We start from the raw sequence: 17,227 nt of genomic DNA, 5'->3' as shown, positions 1-17,227 counted from the left end.
GTGCCTTCCCGGACCCGGGGCATGCGTAGCTGGATTGTCCGCAGACGTGAAGAGGCATCGTGCAGACGGTAACAAACAACAGGCGAGGGCGCGCATCGCTGACCGACCAGTTCTGGCGCAGCCGCTCGGCACCGCTGGCGCTGGTCTGCGGTGGCATTGTCATCGCACTCGTCGTGACGGCGCTGTTTGCGGCGGTGCTGTACCAGGCGCGCCTTGATGCAATGGAGCGCGCCCGCGAAACATCGCGCAATCTGGCGCTCATCGCCGAGCGGGATATCGAGCGGAATCTGGAACTGTACGCGCTCTCGTTGCAGGCCGTTGTCGACGGCGTGCGCGACCCGGAAGTGATGGCATTGCCGCCGCGCCTGCGCGGGCAGGTGCTGTTCGATCGCGCCACGACTGCACGAGACCTTGGTGCGATCCTGGTGCTGGACGCCTCGGGCAACATCATCATCGATTCTGCCAGCGAGGTACCGCGCACAGGCAATTTCGCCGATCGCCGTTATTTCACCGTACAGCGCGACAATCCGAACGCGGGTCTCTACATCAGCGATCCTTACGAGTCGCGCCTGCGTGACGGTTCACCCAGCATCGCCATGACCCGGCGCATTTCCCGTCCGGATGGCTCGTTTGCCGGGATCGCGCTGATTACGATCAACCTCGACTATTTTCACAGGCTTTTCGCCGGACTCTCCCTCGGGCCGCACGGCGCCATTTCGCTGATCGGCAAAAGCGGCATCATGGTCATGCGGCAGCCGTACGATGCGCGCACGCCCGGGCGCGACATCAGCAAGGCGAGCACGTTCCGGCGCTTTAGAACCGCGGCGGAAGGCAGTTTCTTTGAGACGGCGTCGATTGACGGCGTGCGCCGCTTCTATTACTTCAGAAATTTTTCGGACCTGCCGCTCATCATCATGGTGGCCGAAGCCGAGCAGGACATCTACGCGGCGTGGCGGCGACGCGCGATCACCATCGGCTCGCTGATGGCCGCGTTTGCTCTCGGCTTCGTCGGACTGTCATTCCTGCTGGGCGCGCAGTTGCGCCGCCGGATGCGGGCCGAATCGGAACTTGAACTGCTCGCAAGAACGGACGGGCTCACCGGCCTGCACAACCGCCGCACGCTGGGGGAGATCCTTGAGCAGGAGTGGCGTCGGGCGCGCCGTACCCGCAGCATGTTCTCCCTCCTTTTCGTCGATATCGACCGGTTCAAGGCTTACAACGACACGTATGGTCACCAGGCCGGAGACGATGCACTGGCCGCCGTCGCACGCTGCATCCGTGACAATATCCGGCGACCCGCGGACAGTGCGGCGCGTTATGGAGGCGAAGAATTTGTCGTTGTCCTGCCCGATACCGCGCCCGGCGGCGCGAGCCAGATTGCCGAACAGATCCGCGCGGCGATCAGTGAGCTAGCGATCGAGCATGCGGGCAGTGAATACGGGCGCGTGACGGCGAGCATTGGCGCGGCCAGCTGGTGCCCCGACCAGCAGGGCGACGTCAGCAGCGTGATCCGCGCGGCCGACGAGGCGCTGTACAGCGCCAAGGCCTCGGGGCGCAACCGGGTGGGGCAGTTCCGTGCGTCAGGAACGGGCGGAGCGGACCTACGCCAGCCGTGACCGCCGCGTGCGCGTCCTACCGGACAGCAACCAGTTTCGCTGACGCCGTCCGGGCCGCGAGAATGCCCCAGATGGTCACCAGGGAGTGTTCGCGACCGGACTCGACGAATGTCGGCGCTGCAAGGAAAACGCCGGCGTTCACACACCCAGGCTTCTGCAGACAATGGAGAGATAAGGCTTGCCCGATCCGGTACATTGCGCGACGGCGCTGGCGATCGCGGCATCGTCAACGTGCCTGCGCAGCCATTCGAGCGTTTGCCGGTCCTTCTCGTTGTAGACCCTGACCAGGTGCTCCATCATGCCTCCCGAGAATACTGCATATAAAAACAGCACTGTACATTTATACAGACTTCACGCGGATGGCAAGCGTATGAGGTCACCTCCTGACGACCGCGCCACCGGCTCGCAGGCCACCATAGCCCGGCTCGGACGACATAAAGGGCGCTAACGAACGTATCAGATGACTTCGTCGTGGTCAGACGGTCTGCTAAAAGTACATTGGACCGACCTCCCTGATTGCGCGATATTGGTCTCGCAGTGGCCTGCCAGCCGCCGACACGCTTGCGACCGGATTAGCTTGTGCAGCATAATGCACATGATATGCAACATGGAGTCGCACATGGGCAAAGCACTCGAAGTTCGACCGCGCAAATCCACCAACGTCACCTTGCCGCCCGAGGTGCTTGAGCGGGCCAAGCAGCTTGGCATCAATCTTTCGCGGGCGAGCGAGCGCGGCGTGCGTGAAGAAATCCAGGAGGCGGAGGCGCGCCGTTGGGCGGAGGATAACGCTGAACTGGTCGCCGCTTACACTGCGATGGTCGATCGCGACGGGCTTCCGCTCGCGAAATACAGGACGTTTTGATGGCCAAGTTTGATCTCTACGCGAACCCCGACGTTGAGACGCGCAAACTGGCACCTTACCTGCTCGACGCGCAAAGCACCCATGTCGGCATTTTGCCGACGCGCATCGTGATTCCTCTGCGACCTGTCAGACATCTCGCCTTCTCCGGTAAGCCATCCGACCTACTGCCCGTGTTCGAAGTCCACGGCGAAGAATGTTTCCTTGATACGCCGGGCATGAGCGCGGTCCCGCTGAACGCTCTTGGCAAGTGCATCGGTTCCCTTGCAAATCAACGTGAGGCCATTCTTGCGGCGCTCGACCGGATCTTCGGCGCATACTGAGTTAATGAACCGGGCAGCTTTGTTCACAAGGGGCAGGCGTCCCATCAGCAAATCAACCTCAACCCGCCTGAATATTAAGCTCGTTGTTACGCCTCACCCCTGAAACTGCCTCGGGAAAACCGCGATCGGAGATGTGATGCAATTTGACAAGCAACAGGAGAGACTCAGGCAGAGTGGCGCAACTATGCGTTCTGGTCCACCAAGCCTATTGGCGAAGGTGTTAGCCGTGGTGATCGGCGCTGCGCTGCTCGTGGTGGGGTTCGCCGTGTCGCTCGTGATGTTGGCAGTGGTGCTTGGGGCAGGCATCGCGATCGGCGGTTTTGTCTGGTGGAAAACGCGCGATCTGCGCAAAGAGCTTCGCGAGCAGGCAATGCGCGCACAACAGATGCACGAGCAACCGGTGCGCGAGCGCGCGGGCCAGCGCATGGATATCGGCGACGTGATCGAGGACGTCGAGTTCCACGACGAGAATCGACAGAAATAAGCGTTGCACCGTGACTGCGCTTGCGCCGCCGCGCTACCGGATGTGCGCCGTCTGGTGTTACGTCGCACCGGATTTTCAGCCGGTAGTTTGCGCACTTCCCGATGTAATGCCCGGCAGCCATCGAACTTGATGCCGGTTGGTACCCCAATCTGGGTTCGGAGCACCCGTAAATCAAGGACACTCCAGCCACGATCAACGACAGTCTTTACGAGCGCGCGCTCGAGCTCGCTGATTCCGACATGGATAGGGCTGATCGGTTTCGGGTGTCGGTGCAGACATTCGTTCGGGTTCAGCTACGCATAACGACGATGGCACCGAGCTGACCACCCTAAGCGCCCCCTCGGAAATTTCCGAAATCGATTGTCGTCAGTAAGTATCAGAAAGACAATTAGGAGTCTTATGAATCGTTGAGAATTGTTATTATGTCCCGGAACCGCTCTCAAAATGAACGAAGCGACTTCACCCCGTCAACCTGTCGTTGCGATTGACATCGTCAATTCAAGGTGTTGTCATATAGTCCAACACCTCGCACGTCCTGCCGACTCCACGGTAAGTGTGCAGACGACGAGTCAAAACAGGGGGAGGGTTGATGAGGACGGTTACATTGGGCGTCAGCTCGCGGGAGGAAATGTCCGCACGGTTCGTCGCGGCCTTCAAAGGCAAGCGGGATGCACACGCTGACTGCTTTTTAGTGAGAGAAGACTTGCAACCAAGATTTTACATAAATCAACTGATCGACTTTTAATTCGCAATCCTATATTTTACAAGCAGAAAAGATTTAAATTTGTGCAGAAGGCTGCTGCACAAATTCTGGATTCGGCCATGCCTTCAGGGTGCGCGGTGACAATTTTCGCAAGGCGGGAAGGGCTGGCTTGCGCTGTATCAGTGTGGCGACACGCTCTTCAAGTTTCTGATGATCGAAACGTCGAAGGGGAAGATTGCCTGTCTCACGAGGCCACGATGAAGCGTCTCGAATTGACGATTGGTGACCTGCCCAAGGTGTTGGACGCCGTGGACATGGAGGCTGACTGGTCGCTGGAGGAGCCTGAGCAGGCGTCAACTCCGTTATCGTCGCCTGGTATGTGAGTCCGAAATCAGAGCTCAAACCCGCCAGTTCTCTTCGGAGCCACTGGCGGGTTTTTCTTTGCTGCGGGGCGCGGGCTACATGCAGCGGTGGAGTCACTCAGCCGTTCAGTTGCGACTCAACGTTCAGGACGATCCGTGCGATCGGGTTGTTGTCTGCGGATTGCGGCGCGAGCTTGATCTGGGCGAAGGTGACGACACCGAGAGCGACGACCATGAGTACTCCAGACGCGGCGATGCGGGTAAGGTATTTCACAGGGACCTCATTTTGATGGTGTAGACAGAAACTGGGCGAAGCTGACAGGCGCGTCGAATCACCTTCAGCGGCATGTCTGTCCGCAACCCGGCAACGCCGGACGCGGTCGTCGGAACAAACTTGCCGATCGGACGGGACTTGTTGCACTGCACCATAACACGATCGTCAGGTCGCACCTATCGATCGCACGGGCTTGTGCAATGCACTATAAATGGTTTATCCGCGTGCCCAGTGCGACATCCTGTCGCGAGCGGATGCTTAATTTCTTGAGCGTTTCGTGTTTGAACGATTTCTGTAGGTCGTAACGTGCCGTCATGCTATGTAGGCGATTCTCGCAGGCTCGGACGATGTCGAGGTGGCCGCCTCGGCAGGCTGCCCGCTGGAGCCCGCCAGATTGAAGATGGGTTTGCGGACGGTATCAATTGCGCTATCATTAGGTATCAACTGATACTTTAGTCGGGAGTCGCATGTCGCTGATTACGCCTGAAGCAGTGGCCGCGGTCATGGAACTGCGGCAGGTCCCGCACACGCTCGCGGAACTCGAGGCACTTGTCCGCGACGGACTGCCCAAGTCCGCGCTGCGCGCGGGCGTCGAACATGCGACGCAGGGTGCCGACGCCCGGCGTGCGCTACTTGCCCGCATCATCCCCGAAGCGACCTATAAGCGGCGTCGCGATCGGCTGACGCCAGACGAATCGGAAAAGACTGAGCGGCTGGCCAGGATCGTCGCGACGACGGCCTACGTCTGGAACGACGGAGAGGACGCGCGGGAATTCCTGTCGACGCCGCATCCGGAGCTCGAAGGGCGGGCGCCGCTCGATGTTGCGCTGACCGAGCTCGGCGCGCGCCGGGTCGAAGAACTGCTCTGGAAACTGTTTTATGGGTTGCCGGCGTGAAGTTGTTTCGAATCGCCGACACTCGACACACGGTTTGGAGTGGCACCGGCGCGATGCTGGTGGGCGGCCGCTTCAATAGCCCGGGGCGACCGGTCATCTACGCCGCGTCGACCTTCGCCGGTGCGATGCTCGAGGTTCTTGTTCATGCGCGCATCGGCAAGGTACCGAAGACACACGGATGGGTTGAAGCAGCTGTTCCCGACGATATTCGCGTCGAACGCCATTCGGCCGAATCGATGCCGGGGGGATGGGATGCGCCAGCACTGCAGGCGGCAAGGGAGTTCGGCGACGCCTGGCTGACCGAGTCGCGTACTGCGCTCCTGATCGTACCTTCCGTCGTCGTCCGTGCAGAGTTCAACGTGCTGGTCAATCCCGCACACCCCGACGCGACGCGGATTGCCGTGACCGAGCCGCAACCCGTGGTGTGGGACGAACGCCTCTTTGTGATGCCGTCGGTCGGACACTCCTAGGTTCTGATGGTGGTCGGCTAGCCTCGCCCCGACGCTTTGCTCCTCGGTGTGCCCTTGATTTCAGTGCATTTTTCCGGTTAGGGCCGCCTAAGCTTGGCACGGCTCCGCCTTGTGGCCCCGTATAAATTCTCTTTGCTATCAAGCATATGCTGACTACCCGCCAGAAGGCCCCCTGTTTGGGTACGGCGTGATGAAAAACCGATATTCCAGACACTGTCTGGAATATCGGTGCGGTCCGCAGGATTCGACCATCTACGCTTGACGACTGGCGGCAGAGGCGGGCAGATCACTCGCGAGACTTGGCAGGATTCGTCGCGCGTACCGGGCCACCGGGAAATTGAACGTCCCGCGCAGATTGATGCCCTCCAGGTGTGTCGGGGCGATTCGCTTCAACTCTTCAGGATCCAATGGCTGGCCAGTGACAACCTGCATTTCATCGACAGCGCGTTGCATGTGAGTGGTGTTCCACGCCATCAAGATATTCGAGAGAAGTGTCAGTGCGGAGGACACTGCGGACAGTGACTCCTGACGCCGAGCGAGTTCGACAGGGATCTTGCCGATATGGATCGCACGCTGGACGTTGTGCACGGCCTCGCCCCGGTTTAACACATGCTGCAGCTCGCTCCTGAACGCCGTGTTGGTGAAGTAGTCGATCAGAAAGATGCTTCTGAACAGACGCCCAATATGAACACCACCTTCGTACACACTCTGTCCGCGCGCGGCCGACCCGAAGCGGGTGAGGGCGTCAACTGCAGTGCACTTTCCCGAACGTATGGAGGCAGCGATCCTCACAAACTCGTCCCAGACGTCCGCAATAAGGTCGAGTCTGACATCGCGATCAGTAATCGAGGCGAGTTGCGGCGGGACATCGTGCCTGCGAGGAACGTGAAGGCGACGGTCACGAAGATGCGACAGGCGAGGGCAGAGATCAAAGCCCAATACCCGTGCCATTCCCATCGCAAAGTCGGTGTATCCATGCGTGTCAACCGCAAGCGCCGCGATATCCGTGGTTGCGCTTTGCCGCACGACACCTTCTATTGCTGCACCCGCCTGACGTTCATTCAGCACAATGGGCTGATCGTAGAAGATCCCCCAACGATCGAGCACGTGGGTATACATTCCGATGGATGCAGTACGGCGCCGCGGATCAGCGCGAGCCTGCCAGACAGAACGTGTTGTCTCAAGTGACATCATGTCGGACGACGCGAGATCTGCCCGTCCCCAACAAGCAGCGACCGGATGCTCATGCATAAACTCGAGGACGGCATCGGCTGCAAGCCGAAGCATCCTTTCATCCTCAAGTCGCTTCATCATCTGGCGGATCGCGGCCGGCGATACCTCCGGAACCATCCGGGAAATGTCCGCAGCCGAGAGCGAAGTCCCGTGCGCCAGAACGGCTGAATAAACCATCAGCAATTCGATCCGTGACCGGGGTTCACGTCCCAGCAAAACCCAGCTGAAGCGGGTTGCGCTGTCAATTTCGAGGATGATCTCCGGTAACTGACCCGGCGGATGGGCTTCGAAGATGGCGCGCCGCAGCTGATCGGTCTCTGCGCTTTCGGGCTGGGCCTGCAACGGATCCAGATGTACCGCCGTGTCGATCCGCACCTTACCGTCGTCGACTGCCTGGCGAAGCAACTCAAGGCGCTGGTCGAGGTGCTCCAGGACCGGATCCAGAAACTCCTTGGGATCTTGGGGGACGCCGAGATGCCCGTACAGATTGTTCCGCCTCGTTGGCCACTCTTCGGCCGGAATCAGCATATGTGTCTGGCTGCGGAACGAAAAGCTGTGCTGGACAAAGATGGTGCCATTGCGCAGCGCGACCCGTAGGGCAAACAGTGTGGCCCATTCGAAAGCTATCATCGCCTTGAGGCGGTCGTAACTGTCGATCGCTTCGCGCCATGCTCGACCAAGCCGGATGTTCGTGCCATCGGGCAACAGATAGACATGACGTCGATAGAGACCTCGCAGCAGGACGATCGCGTCGAGGACCGGATGTGCCGCTTCCCCTTCAAACGGCAACTGCACAAGCCGCATCAGCAGATTACGCGCGGAATGACGTCTCAGAATGAGGCATTGACGGATCTGGCTGCGCCTGTTTGGCGTATGGGGTTGCAGAACCTGATCAGCCAGCACGCAAAGCTCTTTACGCAGGTTTTCATGCGACAGCGAATCGTCGGTGGCCAATGCCTTCACGGCGACAGCAAATTCGTGGAGCTGGTCGGCGGCCTTTACCCTTGCAGCGTCGACGGTATGAGATGCGTCGTTGACGGCTTGCTGTACCCAGCGTCGCAGCATCGAAAGCACCTGGTCTGTCGATGTACACAGGGCATATCGCATAAAGCATGCGGCCTCCAGCCGTCGGCCGTGCGGCTCGATCCGCTTGCTGATCGACGGTGGCCGGCTGGCGCAACGGCGCGCGTAGTGACGAACGATCGCATCGTTACACCCAGCAGGCCAGTTCGCAGCCACGCCGTACATGGTGAGCAGATTGATCTTGTCGAGCACTTCGCCCATCTGGTGAGTCGATCCGCGAAGCGGCACAGCCCACAACCAGCGTTGCAAACTGGAATGGTCTCCATGCGGAAGGGGAAGAAGGCGTGCCCAGCCGTCCAGCCTGTCCACGCCCAGCGCCTGCTGAAGCGTCTCATGTAGCAGTGCTTCGATGTCATGCACGGCCTGAACGATAAACTGTCTAAGCATGCGATCAGGCGGTATCACGATCCGGTGCTCGTAGAACCAGCGCTTGAGCTCACTCATCAACTGCCCGCGTTCCGGACGGCCAGTGAGCTGTTCCTTGAGCCATCTGATGACGTATCGACGCTGATGCTCTGCTATAGACCGGAAATTGACGACCGTTTGGGCGAACTTCTGGTGATCAGACAGCGTTTTCAAGTTGCCATCGTAGATCGATCGAAGTGTCCCGACGTCAGGCGACTGGACTCCCAGTTGCTGGCCGAGGTGTCGTAGAAGGATCGTAGGAATCTGCTTGTACGAGTCGAGTGTCCTACCGGTCATCCGTATAAACCCGACATGCAATGCCATGGCGAGCCGATAGAGATCGGAACGCCGCGAGTCGATGCTCGCGAGATCGCGCCTGGAAAACGTGAAGAACGTATTGAGTTCGAATTCGCTCAGTTCGCGCGGCACCTGCCGGATCCCGAGATATGCCATACGCCAGTGATCCATCTCGCGCACTCCGCATCGACGATGAGAGCGACCAAGCGTAGCGAGGCAAAGTCAGTTGCGCTACAGTAGAAATCTGGATGGCTGTCCTGAGCGCAACGACTAAGGATAGTGTCGGAACACAACGCACAGCGATTGTGCGCTCACTGTTACTGCACGTATGATCGGCTGTCGAGCGGACCGCGTAACGTGCAGTGTTCGCCGATTGACAACCGTCGTATCGAATCTCGCATCGGCGCAATTGCCGTAGCGAAATATAGGACTACTATAAAACGTTGATAATTAGGCTTATGTCAAATCAAGGTGTGAGTCAGGGATCTATATCAAGACCGGCAGGCGCGCGAGCCATTCGGCTTTGACGGTTGTGTCCCGGCGGTCCAACGGTGACCGTCGCCGCTCAGTTCGTTGTCGCGCTTGCGGGAGAATGGACCTCGAAGACCGCAATCGCGTGCCGCTGGGCGGCGACCTGCTCCCCCAGCGAGAACGCTGCTTGCGCTGCCTGCTCGACGACGGCAGCATTGCGGCGGATCACCTGATCCATGCGGCTCACCGCCTCGTTGACCTGCCCGATCCCGCTGCGCTGCGTTTCCGAAGCTTCGAAGATGCTCTGGTTGATTTCGACCACGCGCTGGATCGCAAGCCGCACCTCTCCCATGGCATGCGCCACCAGGTCGGCATGTGCGCAGCCACCCGAAATGGACTCTACCGAGCCGCGCACCAGCACCTTGATTTCCTTCGCCGCGCTGGCTGCCCGCTGCGCGAGGCAGCGCACCTCTCCGGCGACGACGGCAAACCCGCGGCCGTGCTCGCCAGCACGCGCCGCCTCGACGGCGGCATTCAGCGCGAGGATATTGGTCTGAAACGCGATCCCCTCGATCAGCGCCGTGATTTCCACGATTTTCGCCGAGCTGGCGGAAATCACGCCCATCGTGCCGCGCATCTGCTCGACGGCCGCCACGCTCGTATCGGCCGCGAGCGACGTCGAATTGGCAAACTCCGCGGCGTGGCGAACGTAATCCGCATTGCGTTGAACCGACAGGATCAGCTCGCTCAGGCTCGCCGCAGTCTCTTCGAGCGACTCGGCTTGTCGCCTTGCGCCAGAGGACAAATCCGCGCTGCCTTCGGCTATCTGGATCGACGCGTACTGGATCGCATCACTCGATCCCTTGATCGTATGCACCGTCCCTGCGAGGTGCCGGTCCATCGTTTGCAGCGCATCGAGCAACTGGGCGAACTCTCCATGCAGGCTCATGCCCTCGGCGTTGCCCAAACGGCCTTCGGCGATTTGCCGTGCAACGTCGAGCGCAGCCTTAAGCGGCGTCGTAATCGCCCAAAGCAGCCAGGCCGAAGCAGCCGTGGCTACGACGATGCCAAGGCCGATTGCACCTAGCACGGTCCATCGCAACGCATCGAACGTCGCGTTGCCGCGCTCCGCCAATTGCCGCGCCTGCATGGCGCTCAGTGCAACGTCGCGGCCGATTGCGTCAGACAATGCATCGCCAGTTTCCGTCAGCTCGTCAATCGAATAGGCCGCCATCTCCAGATTGCCGGACCGAAGCACCGCGACGATATCGTCCGATTGCGTCCGGAAGGCGGCCAATACCATCGCTACCCGGTCGGCCAATCGGCGCTCATCCGCCGTCGCGATCTTTGCGGGATAGTAGTCGTGCCAGGCCGCATCGAGCTTCCTTTGCTCTTTGCCGATATCGGCCACGAGTTCCTCGGCCTTTTCCTGTTCATGCAGCGCCTGGATGTAGCGCATCTGCAGACGGATCTTCAGCGCCGCCGCCTGCATCGAGGCGAGATCCTCGATCGGCACGGTACTCGCCGAGTACATACTGCCCATATCGGTGCTGAGCCTCGCCAGACCGCGAAGGCCCATCATGCCGATCGCCACCATCAGCGCGACGCAGACACCAAGCGTCAGCATGACCTTGAACCGGATCGTCGCCGCAAAAGCTCCCATACAGCCAGCCTTCTTATATTTGGATTACGAAATATAACGTCTTATCGGCTGGCCGCTTGCAACCACCGGTCGCTCACTGATGCTTCAGATATCGTCGACACGCGCCATTGCTTCAGGCTTTCTTGCTATACGCGCTGCACCAGCCCTTGCCTGCGACCTGCTTTCCCCCGAACATCGGGCAAGGCGCGAACGCGTCGCCTGGCTTGCCCTGATAGAACGTGCAGTTGCCGCAAACCTGGCCAGCGGCATACTTCGCGTATTTCGCTTTGTCAACTTTGGTTGCATCGGATTTGTAGCCGAGTGCCTGCGCCGTAGCGTCGGTGTCGGACTCTTTCGGAGAATCGGCGAATGCAAGACGCGTGAGCGCCAGACTCGAAGCCACACCGGCGGTCGCGATCATAAATATACGGCGGGACTTTTTCATATAAGTAATCCTTTTTGTGGGATTGGCGTGCCGGTAAGGCAGAGTAATATAAATACGAATGGCTTATGAAGTAACCGTAGTTGTCGAGCGCGTCACCGTGTTCAGGCTTTCAGCGCCGCAAAGATCTCGCGCAACATCGCCTTCGCATCGCCGAACAACATGCGGTTGTTGTCCCTGTAGAAGAGCGGGTTTTCCACGCCAGCATATCCGGAGGCCATGCTGCGCTTCATCACGATCGACGTCTTCGCCTTCCAGACCTCCAGTACCGGCATACCGGCGATCGGGCTCGCCGGATCCTCCTGCGCCGCGGGGTTCACAATGTCGTTCGCGCCGATGACCATCGAAACGTCCGCCTCGGCGAAATCGGCGTTGATTTCGTCCATCTCCAGCACGATGTTGTAGGGCACCTTCGCTTCGGCCAACAGCACGTTCATATGGCCCGGCATGCGGCCGGCCACCGGGTGAATCGCGAAGCGCACGTCTACGCCCTTTTCGCGCAGCACACTGGTGAGTTCGTACACCGTGTGCTGGGCCTGCGCCACGGCCATGCCGTAGCCGGGCACGATGATCACGCTCTTCGCGTCGCGCAGCAACTCGGCGGTTTCGGCGGAGTTCACCGCCACTACCTCACCGGCCGGCTGCGCGCCGCCACCGACCGCTGCGTGCGCGCCGCTGGCGGTACCGAATCCGCCGGCGATCACGTTAATGAAGTTGCGGTTCATCGCGCGGCACATGATGTACGAGAGAATCGCGCCCGACGAGCCCACCAGCGCGCCGATCACGATCAGCAGGTCGTTGCCGAGCATGAAGCCGGTGGCCGCCGCCGCCCAGCCCGAGTAGCTGTTGAGCATCGACACCACCACGGGCATATCGGCACCACCGATGGCCATCACCATGTGCACGCCGAACAGCAGTGAGATCGCTGTCATCACGACGAGCGGCGTCATGCCATCCTGGATGCTGCCCGCATGAAGGAATGCCCGGCCGGACACGATCACCACCAACAGTGCTGCCAGGTTGAGCCAGTGCCGCGCCGGCAGCAACAGCGGCTTGCCGCCGACCTTGCCCGAGAGCTTGCCGAACGCGATGATCGAGCCCGCGAATGTCACCGCACCGATCAGAATGCCGATGTAAATTTCGACTTCGTGGAGGGCCTTCTCGGACCCGGTGAAGTGGACCGAGGTGTCGACGTAGCTTGCAAAGCCCACGAAGCAGGCCGCCATTCCGACCAGGCTGTGCATCAGCGCCACGAGCTCAGGCATCTGCGTCATCTGTACCTTTCTCGCAGCGACAATCCCGACAGCGCCGCCAACGACCAGCGCGCCGACGATATACGGAATGCCCCCAAATGAAACGCGCGGCCCGAGTACGGTCGCCAGCACGGCAACAGTCATACCGACCATGCCGAGCAGATTGCCGCGGCGCGCGGTCTCAGGATTAGCGAGGCCGCCAAGGCTAAGGATGAAGAGCATCGCCGCGCCGATATAGGAGACGGTAGTCAGGTTGGAAGTCATTGTTGTCATCCCCTTATTTGCGGAACATCGCCAGCATGCGCCGCGTCACTGCGAAGCCGCCGAACATGTTGACGGCCGTGAGTGCCAACGCGCCCACGGCGAGGCCCAGGATCAGCCCCGATGGCCGGTCACCCGCCGCGGAGCCGCCCAGCGGCGGCGCGACCTGCACCAGCGCACCGATGACGATGATTGACGAGATCGCGTTGGTCACGCTCATCAGCGGCGTGTGCAGCGACGGTGTGACGTTCCAGATCACCATGTAGCCCACGAAGCAGGCCAGCACGAACACCGTGAAGTGCGAGAGGAACGTGGCCGGCGCGTACAGCCCCACCATCAGGAAGGCCAGCGCCCCGATGCCGAAGGCGAAGGCCAGCGACTTCGCCGACATCGGCTCGCTGCTGCCGTGGCCCTTCTTCGGAGCGACTGCCGCCGCAGCAGCGGCGGGCTGGGGTGCGGGTGCTACGGCCGGCTGCCTGAGCGGCGGCGGCGGCCAGGTAATGCTGCCTTCCTTGATGACCGTGAGACCGCGGATGGCGTCGTCATCGAAATCGACGTTGATCGTGCCGTCCTTGGTCTTGCACAGTTCCTCGACCACGCGCAGCAGGTTGTTGCCATACAACATGGACGACTGCCGCGCCAGACGCGAAGCAAGTTCGATGTAGCCGACGATGGTCACGCCGTCGCGCACCACCGCTTCTCCGGGCACGGTCAACTCGCAGTTGCCGCCTTGCTCGGCCGCCATATCCACGATGACGCTGCCAGGCTTCATCGACCGCACCATTTCGGCCGTGATGAGCTTCGGAGCCGGCTTGCCGGGAATCAGCGCCGTGGTGATGATGATGTCCGCGTCTCTCGCCTCCTGCGCGTACATCGCCCGCTGCGCCTGCTGGAAGCCCTCGCTCATGACCCTGGCGTAGCCGCCGCCGCCCGAGCCTTCCTCGTCGTAGTCCACCTTGACGAATTCGCTCCCCAGGGACTTGACCTGGTCGGCCACCTCGGCGCGCGTGTCGTTGGCGCGCACGCTCGCGCCGAGACTAGCCGCGGTGCCGATCGCGGCCAGGCCCGCTACGCCCGCGCCGGCGATGAAGACCTTCGCAGGCGGGACCTTGCCGGCGGCGGTGACCTGACCGTTCAGGAAGCGGCCGAACGCATGCGCGGCCTCGATCACCGCGCGATAGCCGCTGATGCCGGCCATCGAGGTGAGCGCGTCCATCTTCTGCGCGCGAGAGAGCGTGCGCGGCAGCGCGTCGATGGCCAGTACCGTGGCCCGTTTCGCGGCCAGTTGCTGCATCAGCTCGGGGTTCTGGGCAGGCCAAACAAAGCCAATCAGCATGCCGCCCTCGCGCATCGACGCGACTTCGTCGCTGCTCGGAGCGCGAACCTTGAGGACGATGTCGCTGCAAGCCCAGAGTTCGGAAGCCGATGCCATGACCTCGGCACCGGCCGCACGGTAGGCGTCATCGTCAAAGTTCGCCGCGGCGCCTGCGCTGCTTTGCACGGCCACCATGAATCCGAGCTTGATCAGTTTCTCGACCACCTCGGGTACGGTCGCTACGCGCCGCTCGCCGGTGGCAAGTTCCAGAGGAATGCCAATCAGTAATGTCATAGGGCAAGTTGATTCGTCACACTGGTATCGGTTGTCGCAAGGATTGCAGGCCTGACGGCAATGGCGAAGTCACGCCAGCCGCGCAATCAGTCAGTCGTCCGCGCAGAACATCGTCGGTGTGATATTGGTGAAGTTCTTCACGTCGCCAATGACCTCAGCAGTTTTCGCCGACGAAAGGGCCATATTGATCCCGACCTGATCGCTGAAACGCAGTATCGCTATGCATGCGAAGGGTTGCGGATCTGGTGATGGGAACAGGACTTCGGCTGATTGCAGACCAAACTCACTCCACGCTGAGCGGACAAGTGGAGCGTGAGTCGAAAGGTAGTACTCGCGGTCAAACATCCCGCCTTCTGTGCTTGGGTAACTCACGATAAGGGTAGTCATATTCAGTCCCGTGTTGAGATGCGTTTGAGAGTTGCGTTACGTGGATGCGCCGGCGCCTTGCAATGGTGCCGGCAACGCTCGCGCGCGCCGCAGCATCTGCCATCCGAACAACAACATCCATAGCGGCAGAACCAGCACGACGACCATCTCGCTGGCATTCGAAAACGCGTCGAGATCCGGAAACAAGCCGAACAGGAAGAAGACCCCGAAAGCCCATCCGACGATCTTCAGCAGAATCGATCCCTTCCAGCCCTCCTTCTTGAGCACGTTGGCGGCAATCGGCGTCCAGAAGAGCACGAGCGGGCCCTCAATCCACCAGAGGCCGTTTTGCGTCCCGTTGGCTATCGCAGTCCATACTGCCGCCGCGGCGTTTCTCGTGGCATCGTCGCCGCCCGCGTAGAGATGGGCCAGCGGATGAAGGATCGCAAACTGCACGACAGCGCCGGTCATGCCAACCATGACGTACAACACGACGGCCATCGCCACCATGTTGCCGAGCGCACCCAGCTCTTCGCGAAATACGTGCACAAAGTATCCGCCAATGACGAGGAAGGGCAGATAGAACCCGAACGTGTCTGCAACCATGCACCAGCGAAACACGTCGCGGGTATCGGGCGACAACGCGAGCATCGATGCACCGTGCAGCACCATATCCGCATCCTGGCCCGTTACCACAAATGACAAGCCCACATTTGCGTACGCCAGAACGCCGCCGATGATGGCGCTCCAGGCCGTGAAGCGCATGACCCTATGCGAGGTTTGATTCATCATTGATCTCCAGGAAGGTCAGGTTCGGTAAGGCGTGGGCGAGTTCAGCACGACTCTGCCATTTTTTGCGCGCTCCAGAGCGCAATAGCCGTAATAGATCGCCGGCATGAAGTAGGCCCATGAGCACAAGGCAAGCGTGTAGAAGTTGAAAAAAACGTTTGTTTCTTCGCCCGGTATTTTGTAAAAATCGTAAATGACCGCAATGCCCAGTGACGTTACCAGAGCCACCCCCACGGCCAGCGCACGGAGCATCTCGCCGATTTCCAGAAGTCTTTTGATGAAGTACACGAGATAGATCGACAGCAGAATCCACATCGTCAGATAGAAGTAAGGCAAAACCCCAGCGATGAATTCCGCTCCCACGAGAGCGAACGTAAGCGCAAACGCGACGACGAATACCGCGACGTCCTCGCGAATCGACGGCTTGTAGCCGTGCGTAATCGCCATCAGACCCGCGACGGCGATGATGGGTATGCCGAATCCTCGAGAAAATGCATCGAAGAAGTGCGCTACTTCATAGGAAACGGCATTTCCGCTAGCAAAAAATCCGATGGCGTTCGTCGCCGATGTGCCGACGATCCACATCTCCAGGCCGAGAAGATAATTTCGTTTCCTGACGACCTTCCAGCCGTAGAAAAATGAGCTTAATGCCAGCAAGGTACTGGAAAGCATAAGAACTACAGATCTGAGGTCCATGACTAAACTCCCAACTCCGGTTGCATCTGATTGATCAATTTCTCTTCGGGTCAAGGTTTGCCAGATAGGTGGCAATAGCCTTGCGGTCTTCGGGCGAAAAACCGGTCGCAAGGTTTTTCATGACGCCTGTGGGTTCGCTGCGAGTGCCGGATGCGAACTCGTCGAACTGCGCGAGCAGATAGTCGTATCCCTGCCCCGCCAAACGCGGAAACTGGTCGTGGCCCATCAATTGGGCACCGTGACAGGCGGCACAGTTGCTCGCTGCCACCAGACGCTGTCCCTTCTCGCGCAATTGCCCATCCGGCTTGAAGTAGTGATTCGCGACCGGGGTCACACTGGCAAAATATTCAGCCAGTGATTTGATCTGCGGATCGCTCATCATCATCGCGAGGGGCCCCATGTTCGGATTACGGCGCGCCTCACTCGCGAAATTGTGGAGCTGGGTCTCCAGATAGGGTGCCGGCTGCCCGGCGAGACTCGGATACCCCTGATGGAGTGAATTGCCCTTGACGCCGTGGCAGCCCATGCAGACGTCGGTCACATGCGGCCAGGGGCCGCCGTCAGCAAGGTAAGCCGAGGTCGATGCCGTGAGATACTGCTGAAGCCGATAAAGACCCAGCAGATCGGAGCCGAAAATGGCCAGCAGCAGGGCAATAACCAGAGGAATGCCAATCAATAGTGTTTTCTTCATCG

The 17,227-nt window shown here is 60.1% G+C and carries 17 protein-coding genes; 7 read left to right on the top strand and 10 right to left on the bottom strand.

The genetic code is table 11. The features are described from left to right. Positions 1-98 precede the first annotated feature (98 nt). Positions 99-1,616, top strand: a complete 1,518-nt coding sequence (locus tag C2L65_RS43600; RefSeq protein WP_042305896.1) for a sensor domain-containing diguanylate cyclase — start codon at positions 99-101, stop codon at positions 1,614-1,616. Positions 1,617-1,754: 138 nt separating this feature from the next. Here the strand turns inward: C2L65_RS43600 and C2L65_RS47255 are convergent, their stop codons facing one another. After that, positions 1,755-1,916 carry a CppA family protein gene (locus tag C2L65_RS47255; protein ID WP_341865861.1) on the bottom strand — a complete coding sequence of 54 codons (162 nt, stop codon included), beginning with the start codon at positions 1,914-1,916 and terminating at the stop codon, positions 1,755-1,757. Between the two features lie 319 nt (positions 1,917-2,235). Between C2L65_RS47255 and C2L65_RS43590 the strand changes: the two genes are divergently transcribed. From C2L65_RS43590 to C2L65_RS43570, 6 genes are all read left to right on the top strand, one after another. Then, complete coding sequence (locus C2L65_RS43590; protein ID WP_036001467.1) at positions 2,236-2,478, top strand: type II toxin-antitoxin system CcdA family antitoxin; 243 nt, start codon at positions 2,236-2,238, stop codon at positions 2,476-2,478. Continuing rightward, positions 2,478-2,798 (top strand): CcdB family protein, encoded by a 321-nt coding sequence (locus C2L65_RS43585; protein WP_042305804.1) that lies wholly within the window; start codon positions 2,478-2,480, stop codon positions 2,796-2,798. The genes C2L65_RS43590 and C2L65_RS43585 overlap by 1 nt, the downstream gene beginning before the upstream one ends. Positions 2,799-2,934: 136 nt before the next feature. Further along, a complete protein-coding gene (locus C2L65_RS43580) occupies positions 2,935-3,282 on the top strand; it encodes a hypothetical protein (RefSeq protein WP_042305805.1) in 348 nt (115 codons plus the stop codon). Between the two features lie 960 nt (positions 3,283-4,242). Beyond that, positions 4,243-4,368, top strand: a complete 126-nt coding sequence (locus C2L65_RS47165; protein WP_255221872.1) for a hypothetical protein — start codon at positions 4,243-4,245, stop codon at positions 4,366-4,368. 720 nt (positions 4,369-5,088) lie between these two features. Beyond that, entirely contained in the window at positions 5,089-5,517 is a 429-nt protein-coding gene (locus C2L65_RS43575; protein ID WP_042305806.1) for an antitoxin Xre/MbcA/ParS toxin-binding domain-containing protein, read from the top strand. Next, positions 5,514-5,987 carry an RES family NAD+ phosphorylase gene (locus C2L65_RS43570; protein WP_042305807.1) on the top strand — a complete coding sequence of 158 codons (474 nt, stop codon included), beginning with the start codon at positions 5,514-5,516 and terminating at the stop codon, positions 5,985-5,987. The genes C2L65_RS43575 and C2L65_RS43570 overlap by 4 nt, the downstream gene beginning before the upstream one ends. Positions 5,988-6,239: 252 nt before the next feature. On the opposite strand, the gene C2L65_RS43565 is transcribed toward C2L65_RS43570, so the two are convergent. The 9 genes from C2L65_RS43565 to C2L65_RS43525 form a co-directional block, all read right to left on the bottom strand. After that, positions 6,240-9,176, bottom strand: coding sequence for a Tn3 family transposase (locus C2L65_RS43565; RefSeq protein ID WP_042305808.1), 2,937 nt, complete (start codon positions 9,174-9,176; stop codon positions 6,240-6,242). A gap of 394 nt (positions 9,177-9,570) precedes the next feature. Beyond that, the gene (locus C2L65_RS43560) at positions 9,571-11,073 is read right to left on the bottom strand and encodes a methyl-accepting chemotaxis protein (protein ID WP_233446733.1); all 1,503 of its coding nucleotides are present in this window, start codon (positions 11,071-11,073) and stop codon (positions 9,571-9,573) included. Positions 11,074-11,251: 178 nt separating this feature from the next. Next, on the bottom strand, positions 11,252-11,563 hold the full coding sequence (locus tag C2L65_RS43555) for a high-potential iron-sulfur protein (protein ID WP_042305810.1): 312 nt from the start codon (positions 11,561-11,563) through the stop codon (positions 11,252-11,254). 101 nt (positions 11,564-11,664) lie between these two features. Next, positions 11,665-13,077, bottom strand: a complete 1,413-nt coding sequence (gene pntB / locus C2L65_RS43550) for a Re/Si-specific NAD(P)(+) transhydrogenase subunit beta (protein ID WP_042305811.1) — start codon at positions 13,075-13,077, stop codon at positions 11,665-11,667. Positions 13,078-13,090: 13 nt separating this feature from the next. Further along, entirely contained in the window at positions 13,091-14,683 is a 1,593-nt protein-coding gene (locus C2L65_RS43545; RefSeq protein WP_042305812.1) for a Re/Si-specific NAD(P)(+) transhydrogenase subunit alpha, read from the bottom strand. Between the two features lie 90 nt (positions 14,684-14,773). Continuing rightward, the gene (locus C2L65_RS43540; protein ID WP_042305813.1) at positions 14,774-15,070 is read right to left on the bottom strand and encodes an EthD family reductase; all 297 of its coding nucleotides are present in this window, start codon (positions 15,068-15,070) and stop codon (positions 14,774-14,776) included. Between the two features lie 36 nt (positions 15,071-15,106). Next, the gene (locus C2L65_RS43535) at positions 15,107-15,841 is read right to left on the bottom strand and encodes a hypothetical protein (protein ID WP_042305814.1); all 735 of its coding nucleotides are present in this window, start codon (positions 15,839-15,841) and stop codon (positions 15,107-15,109) included. 15 nt (positions 15,842-15,856) lie between these two features. Beyond that, the gene (locus C2L65_RS43530) at positions 15,857-16,534 is read right to left on the bottom strand and encodes a hypothetical protein (RefSeq protein WP_042305815.1); all 678 of its coding nucleotides are present in this window, start codon (positions 16,532-16,534) and stop codon (positions 15,857-15,859) included. 34 nt (positions 16,535-16,568) lie between these two features. Then, positions 16,569-17,225, bottom strand: coding sequence for a c-type cytochrome (locus tag C2L65_RS43525; RefSeq protein WP_042305897.1), 657 nt, complete (start codon positions 17,223-17,225; stop codon positions 16,569-16,571). Positions 17,226-17,227: the final 2 nt, after the last annotated feature.

It is taken from the genome of Paraburkholderia terrae (assembly GCF_002902925.1).
In the GTDB taxonomy this organism is placed as follows: Bacteria; Pseudomonadota; Gammaproteobacteria; order Burkholderiales; family Burkholderiaceae; genus Paraburkholderia; species Paraburkholderia terrae.
This window is presented reverse-complemented; position numbering and strand designations above follow the sequence as displayed.

Excerpts from the sequence above, each read along its gene's own strand:
- C2L65_RS43575 (WP_042305806.1), top strand. The coding sequence starts at position 5,089 with ATGTCGCTGATTACGCCTGAAGCAGTGGCCGCGGTCATGGAACTGCGG.
- C2L65_RS43555 (WP_042305810.1), bottom strand. The coding sequence starts at position 11,563 with ATGAAAAAGTCCCGCCGTATATTTATGATCGCGACCGCCGGTGTGGCT.
- C2L65_RS43540 (WP_042305813.1), bottom strand. The coding sequence starts at position 15,070 with ATGACTACCCTTATCGTGAGTTACCCAAGCACAGAAGGCGGGATGTTT.
- C2L65_RS43580 (WP_042305805.1), top strand. The coding sequence starts at position 2,935 with ATGCAATTTGACAAGCAACAGGAGAGACTCAGGCAGAGTGGCGCAACT.
- pntB (WP_042305811.1), bottom strand. The coding sequence starts at position 13,077 with ATGACTTCCAACCTGACTACCGTCTCCTATATCGGCGCGGCGATGCTC.
- C2L65_RS43525 (WP_042305897.1), bottom strand. The coding sequence starts at position 17,225 with ATGAAGAAAACACTATTGATTGGCATTCCTCTGGTTATTGCCCTGCTG.
- C2L65_RS43545 (WP_042305812.1), bottom strand. The coding sequence starts at position 14,683 with ATGACATTACTGATTGGCATTCCTCTGGAACTTGCCACCGGCGAGCGG.
- C2L65_RS47255 (WP_341865861.1), bottom strand. The coding sequence starts at position 1,916 with ATGATGGAGCACCTGGTCAGGGTCTACAACGAGAAGGACCGGCAAACG.
- C2L65_RS43590 (WP_036001467.1), top strand. The coding sequence starts at position 2,236 with ATGGGCAAAGCACTCGAAGTTCGACCGCGCAAATCCACCAACGTCACC.
- C2L65_RS43585 (WP_042305804.1), top strand. The coding sequence starts at position 2,478 with ATGGCCAAGTTTGATCTCTACGCGAACCCCGACGTTGAGACGCGCAAA.
- C2L65_RS43530 (WP_042305815.1), bottom strand. The coding sequence starts at position 16,534 with ATGGACCTCAGATCTGTAGTTCTTATGCTTTCCAGTACCTTGCTGGCA.
- C2L65_RS43535 (WP_042305814.1), bottom strand. The coding sequence starts at position 15,841 with ATGATGAATCAAACCTCGCATAGGGTCATGCGCTTCACGGCCTGGAGC.
- C2L65_RS43565 (WP_042305808.1), bottom strand. The coding sequence starts at position 9,176 with ATGGATCACTGGCGTATGGCATATCTCGGGATCCGGCAGGTGCCGCGC.
- C2L65_RS43560 (WP_233446733.1), bottom strand. The coding sequence starts at position 11,073 with ATGGTGGCGATCGGCATGATGGGCCTTCGCGGTCTGGCGAGGCTCAGC.
- C2L65_RS47165 (WP_255221872.1), top strand. The coding sequence starts at position 4,243 with ATGAAGCGTCTCGAATTGACGATTGGTGACCTGCCCAAGGTGTTGGAC.